The following is a 23,347-nucleotide window of genomic DNA, read 5'->3' on the forward strand; positions in this document are numbered from 1 at the left end:
CGCCGCCTGGAAGGGTGCCGGTGTTGCTCGTGGTCATCTTTTGGTCACGGCCACTACCTGGGACGGCACGTCGATCCGGGGCCGATGAATCGGGCGTTCGAAGGGTTGTGTTCCGCATTCTGCCGGAACCCCCGGTGGGCTTGCCGGACCTGTACCGACCGGTTCGGTGTCACGATAAATGCGGAACCCCGACGGGAATTGCGAAATTGGCCGCATAATCCTTCTGGAGGTGCACCCGGTCGTCACGGGTGCGCTACCTTCCGTTCCGGCGCATCGCGTCGCACAGGTATCTCGCCCGCCGGCTCGGGGGGTCGTGACCCGCTCATCCGCGGTGAACCGACGGGTCGCCCGGCGCATTCGATCGCAGCTCGGAACAAGGGGGTGGGCTTGTCATGGAAGGTGCTCACGATCCACACGGGACCGTCGCGGCGCGACCGGCCGGGGGCCGGGGCGCGCCGCCGCCCGGCGCGGTGCTCGTGCGCAAGTACGGCGGCTCGTCGCTGGCCACCCCCGCCCGGGTGCGGGCCGTGGCGAGGGCGTTGGCGGACGCGGTCGGGGCCGGGCACCGGGTGGTGGTCGTCGTCTCGGCGATGGGGCGCACGACCGACGACCTGATCGCGCTGGCCCGGGTCGTGGGCGACCGGCCGGACCCGCGCGAGCTGGACCAGTTGCTCGCCACCGGGGAACAGGCGTCGGCGGCGCTGGTGGCGCTGGCGTTGCGCGGGCTCGGGGTGCGCGCGGGGTCGCTGTGCGGCGACCAGGCCGGGATCGTGGTGGGCGGACGGCCCGGGGCCGGGGTCGTGCAGCACGTCGAGCGCGGCCGGCTGCTCGCGCGGCTGCGGCAGTGGGACGTCGCGGTGGTCGCCGGGTTCCAGGGGCGCACCGAGGACGACGACGTGCGCACGCTGGGCCGCGGCGGGTCCGACACCACGGCGGTCGCGCTGGCCGCCGCGCTGGGCGGCGACGACTGCGAGATCTTCACCGACGTGCCGGGCGTGCTCACCGCGGACCCGTCGGTGGTGCCCGGCGCGCGCCGGCTCTCGACCGTGCCCTACGACGTCATGCTGGAACTGGCCGGTCGCGGCGCGAAGGTGCTGCACCCGCGGTCGGTGGCGGTGGCCGCGCGGCACGGCGTGCGCCTGCGGGTGGCCCACACCGAGCGGCCGGAGGTCGGCACGACCGTCGCCGCCGCGCCGCTGGAGGGCGGGCACCGGGTGGTCGGTGTGGCGCACGAGCGCGACGTGCGGCTGGTGACGGTCTCGGGCGTGCCCTGGTCGTTCGCGCTGGCGCACCTGGCCCGCCACGGGCTCGCGCCGGACGTCGTGGTGCGGTGGGACGCCGACGAGGTCCGGTTCACCGTGCGGGGCGGGCCGGCCGAGGACGTGGTGCCCGAGGTCGTCGGCGCGCTGGGCGCGGACTGGAGCGTCGAGGACGGTCTCGGGTCCGTGTCGGTCGTCGGGACGGGCCTGCTGGACCACCCGCGCTACCTGGCGGGCACGCTGGACGTCCTCCAGGACGCGGTCGTGACCATGACGACCTCGCCGTCCCGCTTCACCGCCGTCGTCGCCGCCGACCGGGTCGCCCCGCTGGCCCGGGCGCTGCACGCGGAGTTCGGCCTCGCCGAGGCCACCCGGTGACCGCCTACGACGTGCCCGTGGGCGTCGCCGACGGGCCGGTGCTCACCTGCGCCGACCAGCCGGTGCGCCGGCGGCCCGGTGAACGCCTGGACGCGTTGTTCGAGCGGCACTGCGCGGAGATGGGCGACCGGATCGCCGTGGACACCGGCGACGCGACGCTGACCTTCGCCGAACTCGACGCGCACGCCAACCGGCTGGCACGGCACCTGGTCGCGGCGGGGACGGTGCCCGGCGACCGCGTCGGCCTGCTGTTCGACGACCCCGCGCGGACCTACGCCGCGATGCTCGCGGTGCTCAAGCTGAACGCGGTGTACGTGCCCCTGGACGCCGCGTTCCCCGACGACCGCCTGGCGTTCATCGCCCGCGACGCCGGGATCGCCCGCGTGCTGACCGTGTCAACCCTGCGCGACCGGGTGGCCTGGTCGGCGGCGGTGTGCGTGGACCTGCTCGACCCGGAGGCGGTGCCCGGCGGGCGGCTCGGCGCGGACGAACGCGGCCGTCCCGTGGACGACCTGTGCTACGTCGTCTACACCTCCGGCTCCACCGGCAGGCCCAAGGGCGTCGCGATCGAGCACGCCGCCATCTGCAACTTCGTGCGGGTCGCGGCCGAGGTCTACGGCATGCGGCCGGGCGACCGGGTGTACCAGGGGATGACGATCGCGTTCGACTTCGCGGTGGAGGAGACCTGGGTGCCGCTGCTGGCCGGGGCGACGCTGGTGCCCCGCCCGCCGGGCCCGCCGCTGGTCGGCCGGGAGTTGCGCGGGTTCCTCGCCGACCGGCGGGTCACCGCGCTGTGCTGCGTGCCCACGCTGCTGACGACCGTGGACGAGGACCTGCCCGACCTGCGGCTGCTGCTGGTGTCGGGCGAGGCGTGCCCGGAGGACCTGGTCCGCCGCTGGCACCGGCCGGACCGGCGGTTCCTCAACGTCTACGGGCCCACCGAGGCGACGGTCACCGCCACCTGGGCCGTGCTGCGGCCCGACCGGCCGGTGACCATCGGCGTCCCGCTGCCCACCTACTCGGTGGTCGTGCTCGACCCGGACGAGCCGCGCGCGCTCGACCACGGCGAGGCCGGCGAGATCGGCATCGCCGGCATCGGCCTGGCCACCGGCTACCTCAACCGCCCCGACCTCACCGAACGCGCGTTCGTCCCGGACTTCCTGGGCATCCCGGACAACCCGTCCGGCCGCATCTACCGCACCGGCGACCTCGGTCGCATCCGCCCCGACGGCGAGATCGAGTACCTGGGGCGCATCGACGCCCAGGTCAAGGTCCGCGGCTACCGCGTCGAGCCGACCGAGGTGGAGTCGGTGCTGCTGGAGGTCCCCGGCGTGGCGCAGGCCGTCGTGGAGCCCGCGCGGCGCGACGACGGGACGGTGGAACTGGTCGCGTACTACAGCGTGCGCGCGGACGCCGCCGACCCCGGCGCGCCGGAGGTCTACCGCCGGCTGCGCGACCGGCTGCCCGCGTACATGGTGCCCGCGTACCTCGAACGGCTCGACCTGGTCCCGATGACGGCCTCGGGCAAGGTCGACCGGCGCGCGCTGCCGCCGCCGCGGTCGCCCCGCGCGTCGGCGGGCGGGCCGCACGTGGCGCCGGCGACCGCGACCGAACAGGCGTTGGCCACGGCGTTGGCGGACGTGCTGGGCTTGGCGCGCGTGTCCGTGGAGGACGACTTCTTCGCCGTGCTGGGCGCGGATTCGTTGCTGCTGGCCCGGTTCGGCGCGGTGGTGCGGGAGCGGACCGACCTGCCGCCGGTCGCCATGACCGCGGTCTACGCCCACCCGACCGTGCGGGCGCTCGCGGCGGCGCTGGACGGGACCCGGGCCGGTGCCGCCGAACGGGTGGAGCCCGCCCGCCGCCACGGCCCCCTCCGGCACGTGTCGTGCGGCGTCGGCCAGGCGCTGGTGTTCCTCGCCTACGCCTGCGGCGCGGGGTGGGCGGCCGAGACCGGCTTCGGCTGGATCGCCGAGGCCGCCGACCCGCTCGCGGCGTACCCGCGCGCGGTCGCGGTGGCGGCGCTGGGCCTGGCGGTGGCCTCGGCGGTGCCGATCGCGGCCAAGTGGCTGCTGGTCGGCCGCTGGACCGCGCGCGAGATCCCGTTGTGGGGCTGGGCGTACCTGCGGTTCTGGACGGTCGCGACGCTGGTCCGGTTCAGCCCGGCGGTGCTGTTCGCCGGGTCGCCGCCCTACGTCTGGTACCTGCGGGCGCTGGGCGCGCGGATCGGCGCGGGGGCGCTCGTGCTGACCCGGCACCCGCCGGTGTGCGCCGACCTGGTGACGATCGGCGCGGGCGCGGTGGTCCGCGGCGAGTGCCACCTCAACGGCTACCACGTCCGCGGCGGGTGGCTGCGCACCGGGCCGGTGGCGATCGGCCGCGACGCGTTCGTGGGCGAGGCGACCGTGCTCGACGTGGACACCGCGCTCGGCGACGGCGCCCAGCTCGGGCACTCGTCGTCGCTGCACCGCGGCCAGGCGGTGCCGGCGGGGGAGTCGTGGCACGGCTCGCCCGCCCGCAAGTCCACAGTGGACTACCGCGGTCTTCGGGCGGAGCGGCCGTCCCGGGTTCGCGGCGTGGCGTTCGGCGTGTCGCAGCTGCTGGTGCTGGTGCTGGTGTCGCTGCCCGCCGCGCTGCTGGCCACCGGGTTCGCGGTGGGCGTCGTCTACGACGGGCGCGCCGACTTCGCCCGCGCCGCGCTGTACGGGGAGTTGGCGGTCGAGGCGGCCGTGCTCCACCTCGGGGCACTGGCGGCCGTGCTGGTCGTCGCGCTCACGGCCCCCCGGCTGCTGGCCCGCCTGCTCCCGCCGGGACGACCGCTGGCCCTGTACGGGTTCCGGCACTCCTGCCACCGGGCGGTGCTGCGCCTGACCAACTCCCGGGCGTTGGCGCTCCTGTTCGGCGACAGCTCGGCGATCGTGCACTACCTGCACGCCCTGGGCTACCGGCTGGGCGCGGTGGTGCAGACCGGGTCCAACTTCGGCGTCGAGGTGCGGCACGAGGCGCCCACCCTGTGCGAGGTCGGCGTCGGCACCATGACCTCCGACGGCCTGTGGCTGCTCAACGCCGAGTACTCGGCCGCGTCGTTCCGCCTGCGCGAGGTCCGGGTCCCGGCGAACTCGTTCCTGGGCAACGACATCTTCTACCCGCCGGACGCGCGCGTGGGCGAGGACTGCCTGTTGGCCACGAAGGTGCTTGTGCCGCTGGACGGCCCCGTGCGCGCCGGCACCGGGCTGCTCGGCTCGCCGCCGTTCGAGATCCCGCGCACCGTGCACCGCGACACCGGGTTCGACATCGCGGCCCAACGGCGCGCGCGGCTGCCCGCCAAGAACCGGCACAACCTCGCCACCGCCCTGCTGCACCTGGCGGCCGGCTGGCTCCAGGCGTTCGCGGTGCTGCTGGTCGGCGTGGCCGCCGGCACCCTGCACGCCCGGCTGGACTGGCTCGCCATCAGCGCCGAGATCGTCGTCACCGCCGTGGTCTCCGTGCTGCTCGCGGTGCTCGTCGAACGGGCCGCGCAGGGGTTCCGGCCGCTGCGGCCGAGGTTCTGCTCGATCTACGACCCGGTGTTCTGGCGGCACGAGCGGTTCTGGAAGCTCAGCCCCGGCCGGTACCTCGCGCTGTTCAACGGCACGGCGTTCAAGAGCGTGCTGTGGCGGCTGCTCGGGGTGCGGATCGGGCGGCGCGTGTTCGACGACGGCTGCGCCATCCCGGAGAAGTCGCTGGTCGTGATCGGCGACGACTGCTCGCTCAACGCGGGCACCGCCGTCCAGGCGCACTCGCTGGAGGACGGGGCGTTCAAGTCCGACCGCATCGCGCTGGGCACGGGCGTCACGCTCGGCGTCGGCGCGTTCGTCCACTACGGAACGGTGGTCGGCGAGCACGCGGTGCTCGAAGCCGACTCGTTCCTGATGAAGGGGACCCAGGTCCCGCCGCGGTCGCGGTGGCGCGGCAACCCCGCCGCACAGCTCACCGCGGACCAGCCCGTGAGGAGGCGACCATGAGTCGAGTGCCGGAGCTGATCGGGGGACCGGTGGTCCGCACGGACCTGCCCGGTCCGCGGTCGGCCGAGTACCTGGCGCACCAGGGGCGGTGGGAGTCCAACGCGCGCACCTACCCGCGCAGGCTGCCGATCGCGCTCGCCGAGGGGTTCGGCAGCTACGTGCGCGACGTGGACGACAACGTGTTCATCGACTTCCTGTCCGGCGCGGGCGTGCTGGCCCTGGGCCACAACCACCCGGAGGTGGTGCGGGCCGCCGAAGCGTCGCTGCGCGCGCTCACCCACGGGCTGGACTTCCCGACACCGGCCAAGCGCGAGTTCACCGACGCCCAACTGTCGATGCTGCCGCCGGGGATGCGGTCGCGGATGAAGGTCCACTTCTGCGGGCCGACCGGGGCCAACGCCGTGGACGCCGCGCTGAAGCTGTGCAAGACGGCCACCGGACGGGGCGCGGTGGTGTCGTTCCAGGGCGGGTTCCACGGCTCCACCCACTCGGCGATGGCGGTCACCGGCCTGGTGGCGCAGAAGGAGCCGGTCGCCGACGGGATGCCCGGCGTGCACTTCTTCCCGTTCTCCTACTGCGCCCGCTGCCCGCTCGGGCTGTCCCCGGAGTCGTGCGAGACCAACTGCGTGGCGCTGCTGGAACGCTCGCTGCGCGACGCCAACGGCGGCGTCCCCAAGCCCGCCGCCGTGGTGGTCGAACTGGTGCAGGGCGAGGGCGGGGTGGTGCCCGCGCGCCCGGAGTTCGTGCGCCGCCTGCGCGTGCTCACCGCCGAGCTGGGCATCCCGCTCGTGGTGGACGAGGTGCAGACCGGGTGCGGGCGCACCGGCACGTGGTTCGCCTTCGAGCGGTACGGGATCCAGCCGGACGTCATCGTCGCGTCGAAGGCGTTGAGCGGCATGGGGTTGCCGGTGGCGATCATCCTCTACGACCGCCGCCTGGACGCGTGGGCGCCCGGCGCGCACACCGGCACGTTCCGCGGCAACCAGGCGGCGTTCGCGGCCGGCGCGGAGACCGTGCGGATCGTGCGACGCGACGACGTGCTGGGCAACGTGCGGCGGCGCGGCGAGCAACTCGGCGCCCGGCTGGCGGAGCTGGCCGGGCACCCGTGGGTGCGGGAGGTGCGGGGTCGCGGCCTGATGTGGGGCGTGGAACTGGCCGACCCGGCCGGCGGCGCGCCGGCCGGGTCGGTCGCCGCCGCCGTGCAGGCCGACGCGTTGCGCAACGGGCTGATCGTCGAACTGGGCGGGCGGGAGGACTGCGTGGTGCGCGTGCTGCCGCCGTTGAACGTGACGGCGGAGGTGGTGGACACGGCCTGCGACATCCTGACCGCGTCCGTGCGGCGCTGCTGCCCGGGGTGAGCGCGTGCGGTGGTGCCGGCCCGTTCCGGTGGGCCGGCACCACCGCACCCGTCAGCGCGGCACGGGCAGCTTCGGCGTGTCCAACGACTCCCAACGGTCGGTCAGCCGCTGTTCGAGCGTGTGCATAGTCGTGTACTCCAGGTCCTCCAGCGGCAGCCGGTGCGGCTCGAACGGGCCGTGCCGGCGCAGGTAGTCCATCGCCGCGGCGGCCTGCGACCGCGCCCGGTCGAACGCCGGGTCGGCGAACAGGTCGCGCGGGCCGACGAACTTCCCGTCGCGGATCTGGAAGCCCAGCGCGACCACCCGCGGCGGGCCGTCGAACCGCGACGGCGTCGCCTGCTCGACCCCGACCGGCATGATCGGCGCGTGGTGCGAGCCGCGCATGCAGCCCGCGACCGCGTAGGGGAAGGCGAACGGCTCCAGCACCTCGCCGACCGCGGGCAGCCCGGACTGGGCGCGCACGATCATCACCGGGTCGTCCTTGCCGACGTACTTGCCCGCGATGAGCGACAGCCGCTGCGTGGACGTGGCCGCCGCCTGCTCGTCCAGGGTCTTGGACCGCACCGAGTGCACGACGTAGCGGCTGGGCGCGCCGATGTACATCAGCATCTCGTACAGGTCGGCGGGGCAGTCGAACCAGATCCGCTTCTCCTCGTAGAGGTCGTAGACCTCGAACCGGAAACCGGCGTGCATCTTGGCGTCGATCACCAGGCCGGCGGTGTTGAACGGGTCGGCGAACATCTTGTACAGCGGCAGGTTCCAGGCGCCCGGCTCGGTCTTGTCGGCCAGGAAGCAGATCACCGGCTCGCTGGGCCGCTCGGTGAACTCCAGCTCGGCGTAACCGGGGCCCATCCCGCGCAGGTTCCCGCTGAACGCGTCGGAGAGCAGGTCCTGCCCCGCCCCGTACAGGCCCAGCCGCTTCGCGATCGCGGTGGTCCGCTGGAAGACGTCCCACGCGAAGGTGTGGACGGGCTCGGCGTCGCTGCCGTGCTCGTGGGTCATGATCAGCGAGATGTCGTCGCCGCACGACGCGACCCGGGCGTCGAGCAGCAGGTGGTCGCCGATCGCGCCGTCCAGCGCGGCCCGCGCGGCGGCCGTCATCTCCGGGTGCACCGACGAGTGGCCGACGAACCCGCCGGTGTCGGCCTTGATGATGCTGAGCGTGATCACCGCTCCTCCTCGGGCTCCGCGACGGCGCCGGGCGCGCCCTCGTCGCTCTGGAACAAGCCGACCAGGTTGCCCTCGGTGTCGCGCAGGTGCACCGACCAGCCGACCGAGGGGATCGGCATCTTCTCGGCCACGACGGTCCCGCCCGCCGCGGTCACGCGGTCGACCGCGGCGTCGATGTCGTCCACGCCGACGTAGACCAGCACGCCCTCGGGCGCTTCGCGGCGCGGCGTCAACGCGCCCTCCGCGCCGGTGCCGACCCCGGGCTGCTCCCCGGTGGCCAGCGGCCAGTACTCGACCGGGCCCCACCGCTGCGGGTCCCAGCCGAACACGGCGCGGTAGAAGTCCCCGGCGCGGTCGGGGTCGTCCACCGGGATCTCGAAGTGCACCACGCGGCTCATCCGGGCCTCCTCATCCACCGAGGCCGACGTGGTGGTCGGTCACGGTGTCGTCCCAGTCGTAGGTCAGGTTGTTGACGACGTTCACGACGGCGGGCAGGACGCGGGTGACGTGCTCGGCCATCCGCACCTCGCTGCGGCGCTCCAGCTTGCCGCCCAGCGTCACGACACCGCGGTCCACGCGCACGTCGACGCCGGCGGGCTCCAGCCACAGCACGCGCTGGAAGACCGTGCGCAGGATCTCCGCCCGCAGCGACTCGTCGTCGACCAGGAACGCCTTGAGCACGTCCCGCCGGGCGAGCACGCCCGCGAGCCGGCCCCGCTCGTCCACCACGAACAGCCGGCGGACGCCGGCGGTGGCCAGTTCCCGGGCCGCCGCGCTGATCGGCGCGTCGGGCGCGATGGTGACGACCGGGGAGGTCATGACCTCGGCGGCCGTGGCGCCCTCCGCCTTGTGCCGGCGTCGCCTCGTGGCGCGCCCGGCGAACAGCGCGGGTTCGCCACCGCGCTTGTACTCCTCCTTGGCCACCAGGTCGGCCTCGGAGACGACGCCGACGGGCCTGCCGTCGTCGTCCACCACCGGCACGGCGCTCAGGCCGCGTCCGGTGAGCAGTTCCACCAGGTCCTTGAAGGGGGTGTCGGGCCTGGCGGTGACCACCTCGCGGGTCATCAGCGAGGCGGCGGTCGGGTCGCGCATGTCGTCCTCCCGGCTGTCGGTCCCGTCCCCAGCGTGTTCGGCCGGCGCTCGGCGGACCAGGGACGCAAGTCACCGCCGGACCGGGACGTTCGCCGCGCCGGACCGGACCCTCGATCGGCCGCATGACGGGGTCGGCACCCGGCGGTACAGTGCCCGTCGGGCTTCGCCGGGCACACCGCGGCCGAGCCGCCGTGGCGCGTGGGGACCTCCGATCCGAGGGGAGAGCAGGTGGGCCGCACAGGCCTCCGGGTGGAGACGTCCGAGCACGGTGGTGTCGCGGTCCTGCGCCTGGCCGGGCAGCTCCTGCCGACCGACTTCCTCCTGGTGCGCGACGCGTTGTTCGGGGCGGTGTTCGCCCGCCCGCCCGCGGTGGTGGTGGACCTGACCGGGTTCGGGGCGGTGCCGCCGGAGGCGACCGCGGCGCTGTTGGCGGTGCGCCAGCAGGTCGTCGAGTGGCCCGGTGTCCCGGTGCTGCTCGCCGGTCCGGACGCGGGCCGGGCGTGGGGACTGCCCCGCTACGACACCGTGTCCGAGGCCGTCGCGTCGGTGGCCCCGGGCCCGCCGCGGCGGTTCGTGCGCTTCCCCCTGCCGCCGGACGACGCGCCCCGGTTCGCCCGCCTGCTGGTCGAGGACCACTGCGTGCTGCGGGGCCGGCAGGACGTGGCCGCGGCGACGGGTGAGGTGGCCCAGCGGCTGGTCGGGCTGGTCGACCAGGCCGACCTGGCCCCCACGCTCGGCGTCGAGTGGTGGCGGGACCGGGTCGTCGTCGTGGCCGGCGGCGACGGTTTCGTGCCGTGCGGGTTCGCCGACGTCCGGGACGCGGTGGCGCCCGGGGGAGCGGTGCGCTGCGGCTGGGTCGGCACGTGGTCGGACAGCACGCTCGTCTGGGCGGTGCTCGACCCGTCCGCCGCGGCTCCCCGCTGACCGCGCCGAGCGCGACCGCCTGACACGATGGGACGGCCATGCCGGACAACCACGACGCCGACGAGCGCAGGAACAGCCTGTGGGACCGCATCCGCGCGCTCGCCGAGCGGGACGGCACCGTGGTCGCCCTGCGCCACGTGTGCCTGGTCGCCCGGACCGCGCTGGACGCCGAAGGCGTCGCGGTCTACCAGACCGCGGGCGACGGGACGAGCGAGCCCGTCGCCGTCACCGGCCCCCTCGCCGACCGCCTGAGCGAAGCGCAGATCACCTTCGGCGAGGGGCCTGCGCTGGAGGCCATGGCCGACGAGCGCCCGGTGCTGGCGGCCGACCTCGACGCCCGCCAGTGGCGCGCCTGGTGGCCGGTGTACGCGCCGTTCGCCTCGGCCGAGGGGATCCGCGCCGTCACGGCCCTGCCCGTCGTCATGGGCGCGGTGGTGGTGGGCGGGCTGGAGGCCGACCACGCCCGGCCGGCGGCGCCGGACCGCGGGCGGTTGGCCGACGGTCTCCTGCTGGCCGACGCGGCGATGCTGGTCATGCTGCGCGGCGCGCCCGGGCACGACCCGTTCGGCGACGGGCTGGAGGTCCGCTGGGCCGCCGTCCACCAGGCGACCGGCGTGGTGTCGGTGCAGCTCGGCTGCGACCTCGCCACGGCGTTCGTGCGGCTGCGCGCGCACGCCTACCGCACCGGCCGGCGGCTGGTCGACGTCGCGGCGGACGTGGTGGCGCACCGCGTGGCGTTCGCACCGGAGTCGGGCCGGGAACCCGATGCGCAGTCCGAGTCGGAACAGGGGTGAGCGGGGTGCGGGAACAGCGGATGATGCGCAGCCTGGTGGAGCTCGCGGACGTCCTGGCGGCCGGCGCCGACGTGGTCGAGTTCCTCCGGGCGGTCAGCGAGCACTGCGCGGGGGTGCTGGACGCCGACGCGGTGGGCGTCCTGCTCGCCGACGGCGCAGGCGGTCTGGCCGTGCAGGCGGTCAACCAGGAGCGCTGGGCCCTGCACGACCTGCTCGACGCCCGCGACGGACCGGCGCTGACGTGCTTCCGCACCGGCGAGCCCGCCGCGTGGAGTTCGGCCACCGCCACCCCCGGGTCGCGGTTCGCCGCGCTCGCGGGCGAGGCCGGCTTCACCTCCGCCCAGGCGGCCCCGATGCGGCTGCGCGAGTGGACCGTCGGCGTGGTCGGCGTGTTCGGCCGCGCGGGGCCGCTCGCCGCGGAGGCCGCGTCGCTGACGCAGCACTTCGCCGACATGGCGAGCATCGGCATCCCGCACGTCCGCCCGGTGACCGACCCCGACCGCGTCGGCGAGCAGGTGCGGACCGTCGCGCGCGACCGCGTCGTCGTCGAGCAGGCCAAAGGGGTTCTCGCGCAGCGCCGGGGCATCGGCGTGGTCGAGGCGTTCGCCGAGCTGCGCGCGTGGTCCCGGCACCACCGGGTGCCGGTGGTCGAGGTGGCGCGCGCGGTGCTCGACGGCCCGCCTGCCATCGCGGACCTGGTGCGTCGCCGGGATGGCTGACCACGACCTGGACCCGCTGGACGTCGAGGTCTACCGGGCGCTGCTGGACCGGCCGGGCACGGCCGCGGAGCTGGCCGACCGGACCGGCGTCGGCGCGGGCCTCGTGCGGGTGGCGCTGGCCCGGCTCGTGGCGCTGGACCTGGCCACCCGCTCCGGCGGCCGGCCGGTGGTGTTCGGCCCGGTCCGGCCGGAGATCGGCTTCGGCGGCCTGGTGGTGCGCGAGGAGCGGCGGCTGGAGCGGATGCGGGCGCTGCAGGCGGAGTTCGAGGAGCGCTACCGGCGCGCGGTGCGCGGCACCGACCCGGCCGAGCTGCTGGAGGTGGTCCGCGGCGCGGACGCCATCTCCCAGCGGGCCGAGCAGCTGATGCGGTCGGCGCGGCACGAGGTCCGGTTCGTGGACAAGCCGCCCTACGCCGAGCCGCCGTCGGTGCTGCACCCGGCCGAGCGGGAGCTGCTCGACCGGGGCGTGCGCTTCCGCGGTGTCTACGACCGGGCCGCGCTGGAGCTGCACGCGCTGGACGAGGACCTCGAACCCGGGCTGGCGCTGGGTGAGCAGGCCCGGGTGGTGGGGGAGGCGCCGCTGAAGATGATCCTGGTCGACGGCCACGCCGGCCTGATCCCGCTGGACTCCGGGGAACCCGAGCTGCGCACCGCGCTGGTGGTCCGCCCGTGCACCCTGCTCGACGCGCTGGGCGCGTTGTTCGAGGTGCTGTGGCAGCAGGCGCTGCCGCTGCGGCTGCACAACCACACCTCGCTGTCCACACAGGACGCGCGCCTGCTCGGGTTGCTGACCACCGGCATGCCCGACCGGACCATCGCCAAGCAGTTGGGGCTGAGCTACCGCACCTTCCAGCGGCGGTTGCGCGACCTGATGGACGCGCTCGGCGCGCAGACCCGCTTCCAGGCGGGTCTGCGCGCCGCGGCCAAGGGGTGGGTGCGCATGCCCTTCCCCGAGGACACCGCACCGCCGTGACACCGGTTGGGTCCGGCCGCGGGGGGACGCGCGGCCGGACCCGGGGTGCGTCACCGGGAGCGGTAGGCCCGTTCCACGGTCTGCACCACGGTGTTGCCGCGGGTGTCGCGGGCCTCGGTGCGCAGCCACACGTCACCGGACACCTTCGGCGCGGTCACCGACCACCGACCCGTGTCCACCGCCTTGACCGGCAGGTCGGTCCAGGTGGTCCCGTCGAGCGAGTAGGCGACGCGCGCCCACAGCACGGGTCCCGCGCCCCGCGCCCCGGTGTGCGAGGCCGCCGCGATCTCGAACGCGTCCCCGGTCAGCGCGTTGCCGGCGTCCAGCGGCAGCCGGTAGTCGATCTGGACCAGCGGCTGGAACGAGCACCGGTCGCCGTCCGCGCACCCGAAGCCCGCGGGCGGCGGGGACTCCGACCGCGCCGAGGTGAACTGCCACGTCGTGCTCACCCGCTGGGCGTGCCCGAACAGCAGCGTGCTGGGCGCCCCGGGCTTGCCCGCGCCGGCCATCACGTCGGTCACTTCCAGCCGGTACTTCGCGCTCTCCGGGGCCATCCGGAAGCGGGGGAACCGGGCGTAGGGGTCCTGCACCGGGGCGATCTCCTCCGCGCCCCGGAACAGCCGGGCGGTCGTGGTGGTGAAGTACCGCGAGTTCTCCTGCGGGCTGACGTAGTGCTCGCCGTCGACCCACTCCAGGGCCGGGGTGAACAGGTCGCCCTCCCGGCAGTGCGAGCACGGCACCCGCCACCGGCCCGCCGCCCACGGCGCCAGGGCCGGGTGGCTCGCGGGCAGTTCCACGGCCGCGGAGCGCACCGGGGCGCGGAACCAGTGCTCGTCGGGCATCGTGGTCCGGCCGGCCCGGTGGACGGTGAACTGGTTCATCGACAGCGTCGCCGCGGTGCCCGCCGAGACGTTCGTGGTCCGCTTCCACAGCGTCCGGTCGTCCGCCGGCCCGGTGTACTCCGTCCACGTCCCCGGCAGCGGGATGGGCGTGCCCTGGATGAACTGGGTCTTCCACAGCTTGTCCGGGAAGGCGTACCAGCTCTTGAACCCGGTCACACCGGGCCGGTCGGCGTGGTAGGTGGTCTTGGTGGCGACCAGGTCCGCCGGCCCGAACCGCCGGGCGTGGTCGGCGGGCACGCCGTTGCGGTCCACGACGTCGAGGTTGAACATCGCCGTCGGCGCGGCCCGCACCGTGAAGAGGACCTCCCTCGGGCCGGTGCGCAGCGCCTCGCCCTCGCGCCGGTCCAGGGAGAACACCGGCAGCGGCTGGTTGCGCAGCGGGGCGATCGGGATCGCGCCGGGCACGTCCACGTAGGCCACCAGCGCCGCCGCCCCGGCCTGCGCCGCGCCGCGCGCCGCGTTGGCCACCACCGTGTTCACCGCCGTCACCGGGTCGCCGGCGCCGGTCGGCGCGGGCACCCGCAGCAGCACGGCCTTGCCCCTGACGTCGGCGCCGTCGTGCGGGACGACGGCGAGGCGGTGCTCGCCCGGCCACGCCGCGGTCACCGACCCGATGTCGTAGGCCGGGCTGAACCGGAGCCCGCCGGCGGTGAGGTCCACCGCCGTGTCCGAGCGGATCGCGTAGTCCTGCAACGAGATCGCGCCGACCCGGGTGGCCGGCGCCGGGGTGACCCGGGTCTCCCAGTCCGCCCCGCCCGCGCTGACCCCGACCTCGGTGATGCTGCCCGGCCGGTAGTCCTCGGGCGAGACCACGCGCCGCAGCGCGACGGTCCGGTCCCGCTGCTCGGTGCGCGTGGTGGTGCCCAGCGACACCGGGACCGTGGCGCGGGAGTCCAGCGTGATGGTGGTGGGCCCGTCGACGGCGACCTCGGCGGCGCTGAGCCCGTACCAGCGCCGGGCGGTCAACCCGACCTCGGAGGTCCAGCCCAGCGCCGAGTAGGTGCCCCGGCGCACCGTCAAGCGGCCCTCGCCGTTGACGATGCCGACCTTCTGCACGTTCTGGTCCACGAACGGGTCGTTGCCGCCGCCGGCCCCGAGCGTGTCGTCCACGAGGCTGACGGTGGCGCGCTTGGCGGGCGCACCGGCCGAGTCGAGCACCCGGACCGTCACCGCGACCAGCGGCGCGGGGTGGTAGGTGCTCACCGGCGTCCGGATGGTGCCGCCGTCGGGGGTGGTGGCGACGACCGTCCCGCCGTACACGCCGAACGGGCCCTCGTCGGGGTCCACGGCCACGGCGGCGTCGGCGGTCGAACCGGGCGGCAGGGTCACCGCGCCCGCGGCCAGCCGCATGCTGTCCGGGTCGGGCCTGCCGCCGTCCCACGACTGCACGGCCAGGGCCAGGTCGGCCCGCACGGCGGCGTCGCCCGCGTTGCGCAGCGTCAGCGGGCGGTGCACCGGCTCGGTGCCCTCGACCCGGCCGAAGCTCGCCGACGCCGGACCGGTCGCGCGCTGGGTCACCGCGCGCGCCACGTCCAGCCGGCCCGCGCCCTGCTCGAACCACTTGTACCCGACGTCCTTCGCGGTGGAGGCGAGGGCGTCCTTGATGGCCTGTCCGGTCCAGTCCGGGTGCTGCTGGGCGAGCAGCGCCGCCGCGCCCGCCACGTGCGGGGTGGCCATCGAGGTGCCGGAACTGGCCGTGTAGCGCTCGTCCACCGGGGAGCCCATCGAGGTGCCGGTGGCGCGGGCGGCGACGACGTCCACGCCGGGCGCCACGATCTCCGGCTTGACCAGGGCGTCGCGCAACCGCGGGCCGCGGCTGCTGAACCAGGCGAGCTTGTCGTCGCGGTCCACCGCGCCCACGGTGAGGGCCCGCGCCGCCGCGCCCGGCGTGCTGATGGTCCGGTTGCCCGACCCGGCGTTGCCCGCCGCGACCACGAACAGCGTGCCCGTCTTCTCCGACAGGGAGTCCACCAGCTCGCTCATCGGGTCCGCGCCGTCGGTGACGCCCGCGCCCAGGCTGAGGTTGACCACGTCGGCGCCCTGCTCGACGGCCCACTCGATGCCGGCCATCACCTGCGACTCGTCGCCCGCGCCGGAACTGTCGAACACCTTGGCCGACAACAGGGTCGCGCCGGGGGCCACGCCCCGGTACTTCCCGCCGGAGGCGGCTCCCGTCCCGGCGACGGTCGACGCGACGTGCGTGCCGTGGCCGTGCCGGTCGACGCCGTCGCCGTCAGCGGTGAAGTCCGCGGCGGCGGCGACCCGGCCCACGAGGTCGGGGTGCTCGGCGTCGACGCCGGTGTCCACCACGGCGACCTTCACGCCGCTGCCGTCGAGCCCGAGGGCCCACGCCGCCGGCGCGCCGACCTGCACCGTGGTGCGGTCCAGCAGCGCCTTGACCTTGCGGTCCAGCGACACCTTGGCCACGCCCAGGTCACCGGTCTTCAGCGACTGCCAGACGTGCGGGGCCCGCGCCTTGTCCACCCGCGCGCCCACCGCGTCCGACAGTCGCGTGTGGACGGTCAGGTCCAGCGGGCCGCCGTCGGGTTCGGCGATCACCGGGATGGTGCCGGTCTCCCGGTCGGTGCGGCCGTCGGCCGCCAGCGCGGTGACGTTGAACAGGTCGGCGTCGAGCGTGCCCGCCTCGATCAGCGGGAGCGCGTCCGAGGGCTGCACGAACACGCCCTCGCCGGTCGTGGTGGTGAAGAACGCCGGCTGGGAGCCGTCCTCGCGGGCCGCCGGCTCGACCCGCGCGGAGGACGGGTCGCCCTGGTAGGTCACGACGTCACCGGTGATCAGCGTGATGCGCTCCACCGGCGCGGTAGACCCGACGGCTGGACCGCCGTCGGACGTGGCCGGTGCGGCTGCGCCCGGCGGAGCACCTCCGGTCAGCGACGTGGCGACCAACAGTGCCACGGCGGCCCCGTAGCGGCGACGACTTCTCATGTGCGGCCTCCTCGGATGCAGGGAACCCGAGGATGAGGTGGCGCGCGGCGTTCACGGAACCGGTGCGGCGGGCGGCAAGTCGCCGCCGGCGACTTGCCGCCACGCCACGAACCCCGACCGCGTGCGGCGGTCGGGGCCCTCGGCATCCGGTCCCGGGGTCTACGGTGAGGGCGAACCGGATGTGCTGGTCACCCGGGTGCTCAGTTCAGGGTTCCCGGGGTGGCGGTGTGCAGGTCGAAGTCGACCCGGTTGTTGTCGGTGTCGGTGCTCAGGACGTCCCGGGCCGACGCCACGCGCAGCAGCGGGTCGAGGTTGAGGTTGATCATCGGCCGCGCCGCCTGGCCCTCGCGCGCCCTGGTGGTCGGGACGCTGTTGGAGAAGGCCACGCCGTCGATCTTCTGGCCCTGCTGGTTGCCCTGCGGCACGGTGTAGATCGCGACGCCGCCGAGGTCGGGGATGTCGAGCTCCTCCGGCAGCGGCACCTGCGTCACGTTCGGCGGGATGGTGCCCGCGAAGTTCTCGTGGACCAGCACCAGGATGTCGCCCGCCTGGCCGCGGGGCTCCAGCTGCGTGCCCGCGGGGAAGTCCACGGTCTCCAGCAGCGCGCCGTCCGGCGCGTAGATCCGGACCTCGAACTGGCCGGCGAGTTCGAACGACTGGGAGCTGAGGTTGCGGATCTCGACGAACTCGTCCAGGTTGCCCTGCGGGCCGCGGGTCGCGACCTCGTTGACCACCAGGGACGAAGAGACCATCGGCAGGACCTCGTCGCCCTGCTCCGGCGCTGCCTGGGCGAAGCCGGTGGTCACCGCTGCCGCGAGGACCGCGAACGCGGCGGCACCGGTCGAAAATCGACGCATGACATTCCTTCCAGAGATTGTTGGCGCATTTCTCGGGTGTGGTCCGAAACCGTGTTCCCGATTCCCGGGGGTTCGTCCGGACCTCGTTCCCCCTGGCCTCAATCCTGGCCTCGGCACCCACCGCCGGAAAAGGGGCCAAATCGGTTGAGGGGATTTCCGCCGACCGCGCGCGTGCGTTCCTGGCGCAGTCGCCGGGCGGATGCCGCCGCCCGCTCCAACTCCTGCGTGGGCACCTCCAGGACGCGGCTGAGCCAGGTCCGCCAGTAAGGACCGGGGATGCGCTTGCCCCGTTCCCACCGGGACACCTCCTCACGGGTGACGCTGCCGTTGCCGGAGGCGGCGTGCAGGCGCGTGGCGAGGTCGTACTGGGTCAGTCCGCGGCCCTGGCGCAGTTTCGGCAACATGGTGGTGATCGGTTCGGGTCTCGACTTCCGATCGTCGTCAAGCACGAGAAGAAAACCTTTCCTTGTCCGGCGCGGCGTCGAACGGCCCGCACCGCGCCCGCCCGGCGGCGGGGCGGCGCGGTGCGGGCGGGGGCCCGGCGGCGAGTGGGCCCGCCTTCGACGGTTCAGCCCGACCTCGCGGTGCCACCGGTGTCCTCCGGGTGCGAGGCGCAGGTGAAGTCGGCGCGGTTGTCATCGGTGTCCGTGCTGTTGTCGTCACGGGACGGGGCCGTGGCGGTGCCGGCGCACGAGCGGGCGGCATCGCGTTCCCGACAGGGCGAACCGGGTGCGGTGGCGACGCGGTCGACCAGCGCACCCCGCTGGTCGAGCAGCGCGACGCCCTCGCCCGCCACCTCGGCCACGGTGACCCGCGGCAACCCGTCGTGGGCGCGGTCCAGGCCCGCGATCCTGAGGTGGCCGCGCGGCGGCAGCACGGTGCCGGCCGGCAGTTCCACCAGCAGGTCGCGCGCCGGGCCCGAACACGACTCGACCGACCAGCCGGCCAGGTCGACCGGGGCCTGCGACGGGTTGTGCAGGTCGACGAAGCCGGCCTGGCCGGCGGTGGACAGCGAGTGCACGCGGACGGGCGGGACACCGGGACCCGTGACCGTCGCGCACATCAGTGAGAACACAGCGATGTGGCGACTGACCGTAATCACCTGACACATTCTTGTGAACTCCGCGTGAGCGTGCACGGGGCCAAGGTCCTCGTCGCGCCGGGCCGGTGAGCTTCGGGCCGAAAATCGGGCGGTTCGCCCGTCGGTAGTGGGCCGACCGGCGCATCCGGTTCTTCTCTTTTCACCAGTCGACGTTCGTCACAAGCCGTCCGCTGTGAAATACCGGCCACCGTCGGAAATGTGAACGGCCCTGCCGGCGCGGGGACTTTAGGCCCTGTCCGCGCGCTTGGCGGCGACGGTTCCATGAATTACCAGATCGACTTCGCGTGAACCCCCGGCCGGAATCCATGTCCCTGCCGGAGGTGTGCGTTCACCCGCGCGGTCGGTCTGCGGCAAATGGTTGTCAGGTCACGGAAGGAGTCTCTGGACATGCGTTCCAGAATCCGAAAGCGCAGATTTGCGGTCTGGCTGGCAGCAGCCTGTGCCGCCGCTGCGCTCGTCAACGCGCCCGCGGCCACCGCCGCGGACCCGGGAGAAAACCCGGGTGACCACAAGGTTCACCCGGACGTCGTGGCTGCGACGACCGACCGGCCGGCGGACTTCTTCGTGCTGCTGCGGTCGCGAGCGGACCTGGCCGCCGCGCGCGACATCGGCGGGCACGGGGACCGCGTCCGCTTCGTGTACGAGGCCGTGCGCGCCGACGCGCAGCGCACCCAGGCCGACCTGCTCCGGGAGTTGGGGGAGCGCGGCGTCCGCGCCACCCCGTTCTGGATCGCCAACGCCGTCAAGGTGACCGGCGACCGGGCGCTGGTGGCCGACATCGCCGCGCGCGACGAGGTGGTGAGCATCCTCCCCGACCGCGAGTTGGCGCTGGTCGACCCGGTGCGCAAGGAGCCCGCGGGCGGCGTGCAGGGCGTCGAGTGGAACGTCGAGCAGGTCCGCGCGCCCGAGGTGTGGAACACCTTCGGCGATCGCGGCGAGGGCGTCGTGGTCGGGACCATCGACACCGGCGCCCAGTTCGACCACCCCGCGATCGCGCGCCGGTACCGCGGCGCGGAACGGCCCGGGACGCTCGACCACGCCTACAGCTGGTTCGACCCGTCCCGCGTCTGCGGCTCGCCGTCGGTGGTCCCGTGCGACAACATCGGGCACGGCACCCACGTGCTGGGCACCATCCTGGGCGACGACGGCGCCGGCAACCAGGTCGGCGTCGCGCCCGGCGCGACGTGGATCGCGGCCAAGGGCTGCGAGACGACGGGCTGCTCGACGACGGCGCTGCTGGCCGCCGGGCAGTGGATGCTCGCCCCCACCGACTTCGACGGCGCCAACCCGCGACCCGACCTCGCGCCGCACGTGGTCAACAACTCCTGGGCCGGGCCCCCGGGCGACCCCCTCTTCCGCGAGGTGGTGCGCACGTGGGTGGCCGCCGGGATCTTCCCGGTGTTCGCCGCCGGGAACATCGGCTCGGCCTGCGGTTCGGCGCAGTCGCCCGGCGACTACCCGGAGAGCTACGCGGTCGGCGCGCACGACGCGGGCGGCGCGATCGCGTCGTTCTCCTCGCGCGGACCCAGCGCGTTCGGGGTCGTCAAGCCGGACGTCGTCGCGCCCGGCGTGAACGTGCGGTCCAGCGTGCCGGGCGGCGGCTACGCCTACTACGACGGCACGTCGATGGCCACGCCGCACGTCACGGCGACGGTCGCGCTGGCGTGGTCGGTGTCGCACGCCCTGGTGGGCGACGTGGCCGCCACCCGGGAACTGCTGGACGCGGCGGCGCGCCCGGTCGACGACGTCGGCTGCGGGGGCGTGGGCGAGCACAACAACGTGTGGGGACACGGCCGGCTCGACGCGTTCGAGGTCGTCAGCCGGGCCCCGAAGGGACCGGTCGGCACGCTGACCGGCGTCGTCCACTCCGGCGGCCAACCCCTCGTCGGGGCGCGGGTCCGCGTCGAGGGACCGGTGGGCCGCACGGTCGCCACCGACAGCGTCGGCGGGTACCAGCTGCGCCTGCCGGTGGGCCGCTACCGGCTGACCATCGGCAAGTTCGGCCACCTCGACCACACCGCCGACGTGGAGGTGCGGGAGAACGAGTCGACCGCGCACGACGCGGACCTCGCGGTCGCGCCCCGGCACACCGTGTCCGGGCACGTGCGGGACGAGGCGGGGACACCGCTGCCCGGCGCGCGCGTGTCCTTCCCGGGCACCCCGCTGCCCACCGCGGTCGCCGACAAGACCGGCTCCTACGTGGTCGCGGACGTTCCGCAGGGCCACTACGACGCCGTCGCCGAGGGCGGGGACTGCCTCCTCCCGGCGCGGGCGCACGTGGAGGTCGAGGGTGACACGACCGTCGACTTCGCCCTGCCCGCCAAGTCCGACGCCCACGGGCACGTCTGCTCGCCCACCGCGTCGAAGTGGGTGAGCGCGGGCACGGTGCTGCCCCTGTCCGGCTGGGAGGGCGCCACGCAGGTGGCGCTGCCGTTCCCGGTCAACCTGTACGGGCAGTCCTACCGCACCGCGCAGGTCAACGTGAACGGCTACCTCAACTTCACCCCGTCGGCGGCCGGCCGGCCGCTCAACACGCCGATCCCCCACGGCGACGAGCCGAACACGGCCGTCTACGCCTTCTGGGACGACCTGGTCGTGGACGCCGCGGCGTCCGTGCGCTCGGAGGTGGTCGGCACCGCCCCGGACCGCGCGTTCGTGGTCGAGTGGCGCAACGTCACCTTCCCCGGCACGCCGCACCTGCGGGTCGGCTTCGAGGTCGTGCTCCACGAGAACGGCCCGATCGTCGTGCAGTACCAGGGCATCGACGACGACCCGGTCGAACGCGGCGCGTCGGCGACGGTGGGCGTGGAGAACGAGGCCGGCACCGACGCCCTGCAGTACTCGGCGGACCGGCCGGTGCTCGGCGACGCGACCGCCGTCGTGTTCCGCGTGCCGGGCACCGGTTACGTCCGCGGCACGGTCACCGACGCCAACGACGGCAAGCCGGTCGCGGGCGCCACGGTGACCGCCGTGCGGGACGGGGCCGAGGACCAGGTCGTCACCACCGACCAGGACGGCGTCTACCAGGTGCGGGCCCGGGTCGGCGACGTCCGGCTGCGGTTCGCCGCCCGCGACTACGGCGCCGAGGAGGCGACCGCGCGGGTCGAGGCGGAACACGCCATCACCGTTCGCGACGCCACCTTGCGCACCGGCAGGCTGGAGGCGCGCCCGGCGGCGCTGGAGATCGTCGTCCCGCCGGGGCAGAGCCGCACCCGCACCGTCACGCTGGCCAACACCGGCACGGCCGAGCTGTCCTGGCAGGTCAAGGAGGCGGGCGCGTCGACCACCACGCGGGCGGCCCCGCGCGAGCTGCCCGACACCACCGACGCCCGCACCACCCGGGGCCTGCCCGGCAGCGAGGTCGCCGCGACCGCGCCGCCCGCCCCCGTGCTGCGGTCGTGGACGGCGACGGGCGTGCAGGCCGGGTGGGGCGTGGGCTACCGCGACGGCCCGTGGATCTCCGACCAGGGCGGCGCGCGCAACGCCCACTACACCGACGACGGCGTCCTGGACAAGCTCCACGCCGCGCCGTGGGCGGGTTACTGGGTGGGCGACATGGCCTACGTGCCCTCGCAGGGCCTGATGTGCCAGAACAACATCGGCGGGGACAACGGCATCCACTGCTGGAACCCCGACACCGGCGAGGTCGTCGACCGGATCACCGGCCCGCACCCGTGGAACGGCGGTGACAAGCGGGCCCTGGCCCACCGGCCCGACGACGACACGTTCTACGTGGCCGGGTGGGAGGGCGTGGTCTACCGCGTCAAGGGCCTGTCGCACCCCGACCGGGGCGCGGTGGTCGGGCGGTGCGTCGCGGCCGACCCGAACATCTCCGGCCTGGGCTGGAACTCGGCGTTCGGGGTGCTGTGGGCGGCGACCAACAGCTCCTCGGACACCATCTACGCCCTCAACCCCGACACCTGCCAGGTGCTCAAGACCCTCGGCGCGCCGGACAACGCGCCGTGGACGGGCGCGGGCCTGGAGACCGACGACGCGGGCCGGCTCTGGGTCGTCTCGCAGGGCAGCCCGACGACGGTCTACCAGCTCGACGGCGGCGTGCCGGACTTCACCGACGCGCCGTGGCTGCGGATCAGCCCGGAGACCGGTGCGCTGAGCCCCGGCGGGTCGGCGCGGTTCGACGTGCGGGTGGACGCCACGGGCCTGGCGCCGGGCGTGTACGGGGCCACCGCGATCGTGGTCAGCACCACCGGCCGGACGCGCACGGTGGCCATCCCGATCAAGGTCGTCGTCCCGGCGCACCAGGTCGCCCTCAACAGCGGCGGCACGCCACACGTGGACGCCGCCGGCGACACCTGGGCGCTGGACCGCGCCTACGCGCCGGGCGGGCACGGCTTCCTGGACGACGGGCGGTCGCGCGTGGTGAGCACGACCCGCCCGATCGCCGGCACCGACGAGCAGCGGCTCTACCGCAACCTGCGCGAGGGAGCGTACGAGTACCGGTTCGACGGTGTCCCGAACGGCGTGTACGCGGTGGAGCTGAAGTTCGCCGAACTGGGCCGGACCCGGCCCAACAGCCGCCTGTTCGACGTGATCGCGGAAGACCGCCTGCTGCTGCCGGCGGTGGACGTGGTCGGGGCGGTCGGCAGGCTGACCGCGATGGACCGGACGGTGCACGTCGAGGTCACCGACGGACAGCTCAACCTCCGCCTGGTCGACCGGCGCGGCGCCCCGATCGTCAACGCGATCCGGGTGACCCACCGGCCGGACCTGACGGGCTGAACCACGCCGGGCGGTCACGCCACCGCGCGCGACCGCCCGGCCGGCCCCGTCTGGCCAGATCCGGCCGGCCCTACCGGGTTGGCCGGATCCGGCGCGGTTGGGTTGGGCGGGGTTGGTCGGGCGCGATTAGCC

15 protein-coding genes are annotated in these 23,347 nt (G+C 74.7%); 8 read left to right on the plus strand and 7 right to left on the minus strand.

Annotated features, from left to right (window positions below):
- Positions 1-392 precede the first annotated feature (392 nt).
- Genes ABD126_RS28760 through ABD126_RS28770 form a run of 3 tightly spaced genes read left to right on the plus strand, consistent with a single transcriptional unit; the run spans position 393 to position 6,996 of the window.
- Entirely contained in the window at positions 393-1,637 is a 1,245-nt protein-coding gene (locus tag ABD126_RS28760; protein ID WP_343937104.1) for an aspartate kinase, read from the plus strand.
- The gene (locus tag ABD126_RS28765; RefSeq protein WP_343937105.1) at positions 1,634-5,638 is read left to right on the plus strand and encodes a Pls/PosA family non-ribosomal peptide synthetase; all 4,005 of its coding nucleotides are present in this window, start codon (positions 1,634-1,636) and stop codon (positions 5,636-5,638) included. The genes ABD126_RS28760 and ABD126_RS28765 overlap by 4 nt, the downstream gene beginning before the upstream one ends.
- A complete protein-coding gene (locus ABD126_RS28770) occupies positions 5,635-6,996 on the plus strand; it encodes a diaminobutyrate--2-oxoglutarate transaminase family protein (protein ID WP_343937106.1) in 1,362 nt (453 codons plus the stop codon). Before ABD126_RS28765 ends, ABD126_RS28770 begins: the two co-directional genes overlap by 4 nt.
- A gap of 51 nt (positions 6,997-7,047) precedes the next feature.
- Here the strand turns inward: ABD126_RS28770 and fbp are convergent, their stop codons facing one another.
- Genes fbp through ABD126_RS28785 form a run of 3 tightly spaced genes read right to left on the minus strand, consistent with a single transcriptional unit; the run spans position 7,048 to position 9,258 of the window.
- Positions 7,048-8,166 carry a fructose-1,6-bisphosphate aldolase/phosphatase gene (gene fbp / locus ABD126_RS28775; protein WP_343937107.1) on the minus strand — a complete coding sequence of 373 codons (1,119 nt, stop codon included), beginning with the start codon at positions 8,164-8,166 and terminating at the stop codon, positions 7,048-7,050.
- Entirely contained in the window at positions 8,163-8,564 is a 402-nt protein-coding gene (locus tag ABD126_RS28780; RefSeq protein WP_343937108.1) for a VOC family protein, read from the minus strand. Before ABD126_RS28780 ends, fbp begins: the two co-directional genes overlap by 4 nt.
- A 10-nt stretch (positions 8,565-8,574) precedes the next feature.
- Positions 8,575-9,258 carry a CBS domain-containing protein gene (locus ABD126_RS28785; protein ID WP_343937109.1) on the minus strand — a complete coding sequence of 228 codons (684 nt, stop codon included), beginning with the start codon at positions 9,256-9,258 and terminating at the stop codon, positions 8,575-8,577.
- Positions 9,259-9,486: 228 nt separating this feature from the next.
- Between ABD126_RS28785 and ABD126_RS28790 the strand changes: the two genes are divergently transcribed.
- The 4 genes from ABD126_RS28790 to ABD126_RS28805 are packed head-to-tail and all read left to right on the plus strand — an operon-like array spanning position 9,487 to position 12,668.
- Complete coding sequence (locus ABD126_RS28790; protein ID WP_343937110.1) at positions 9,487-10,182, plus strand: hypothetical protein; 696 nt, start codon at positions 9,487-9,489, stop codon at positions 10,180-10,182.
- A gap of 38 nt (positions 10,183-10,220) precedes the next feature.
- On the plus strand, positions 10,221-10,976 hold the full coding sequence (locus tag ABD126_RS28795; RefSeq protein ID WP_343937111.1) for an ANTAR domain-containing protein: 756 nt from the start codon (positions 10,221-10,223) through the stop codon (positions 10,974-10,976).
- A 5-nt stretch (positions 10,977-10,981) separates the two neighbouring features.
- Positions 10,982-11,695, plus strand: coding sequence for an ANTAR domain-containing protein (locus ABD126_RS28800; protein ID WP_343937112.1), 714 nt, complete (start codon positions 10,982-10,984; stop codon positions 11,693-11,695).
- Positions 11,688-12,668 carry a helix-turn-helix domain-containing protein gene (locus ABD126_RS28805; RefSeq protein WP_343937113.1) on the plus strand — a complete coding sequence of 327 codons (981 nt, stop codon included), beginning with the start codon at positions 11,688-11,690 and terminating at the stop codon, positions 12,666-12,668. Before ABD126_RS28800 ends, ABD126_RS28805 begins: the two co-directional genes overlap by 8 nt.
- Before the next feature lie 50 nt (positions 12,669-12,718).
- Here ABD126_RS28805 and ABD126_RS28810 read toward each other — a convergent pair whose 3' ends face one another.
- From ABD126_RS28810 to ABD126_RS28825, 4 genes are all read right to left on the minus strand, one after another.
- Positions 12,719-16,516, minus strand: coding sequence for a S8 family serine peptidase (locus ABD126_RS28810; RefSeq protein ID WP_343937114.1), 3,798 nt, complete (start codon positions 16,514-16,516; stop codon positions 12,719-12,721).
- Between the two features lie 200 nt (positions 16,517-16,716).
- Positions 16,717-17,373 (minus strand): lamin tail domain-containing protein, encoded by a 657-nt coding sequence (locus tag ABD126_RS28815; RefSeq protein WP_343937115.1) that lies wholly within the window; start codon positions 17,371-17,373, stop codon positions 16,717-16,719.
- A 98-nt stretch (positions 17,374-17,471) separates the two neighbouring features.
- On the minus strand, positions 17,472-17,822 hold the full coding sequence (locus ABD126_RS28820; RefSeq protein ID WP_343937116.1) for a helix-turn-helix domain-containing protein: 351 nt from the start codon (positions 17,820-17,822) through the stop codon (positions 17,472-17,474).
- A gap of 119 nt (positions 17,823-17,941) precedes the next feature.
- The gene (locus ABD126_RS28825) at positions 17,942-18,436 is read right to left on the minus strand and encodes a lamin tail domain-containing protein (RefSeq protein ID WP_343937117.1); all 495 of its coding nucleotides are present in this window, start codon (positions 18,434-18,436) and stop codon (positions 17,942-17,944) included.
- Positions 18,437-19,003: 567 nt separating this feature from the next.
- Between ABD126_RS28825 and ABD126_RS28830 the strand changes: the two genes are divergently transcribed.
- Positions 19,004-23,215: a S8 family serine peptidase gene (locus ABD126_RS28830; protein ID WP_343937118.1), complete on the plus strand. Its 4,212-nt coding sequence runs from the start codon at positions 19,004-19,006 to the stop codon at positions 23,213-23,215.
- Positions 23,216-23,347: the final 132 nt, after the last annotated feature.

It is taken from the genome of Saccharothrix mutabilis subsp. mutabilis (assembly GCF_039521145.1).
Taxonomy (GTDB): domain Bacteria; phylum Actinomycetota; class Actinomycetes; order Mycobacteriales; family Pseudonocardiaceae; genus Actinosynnema; species Actinosynnema mutabilis.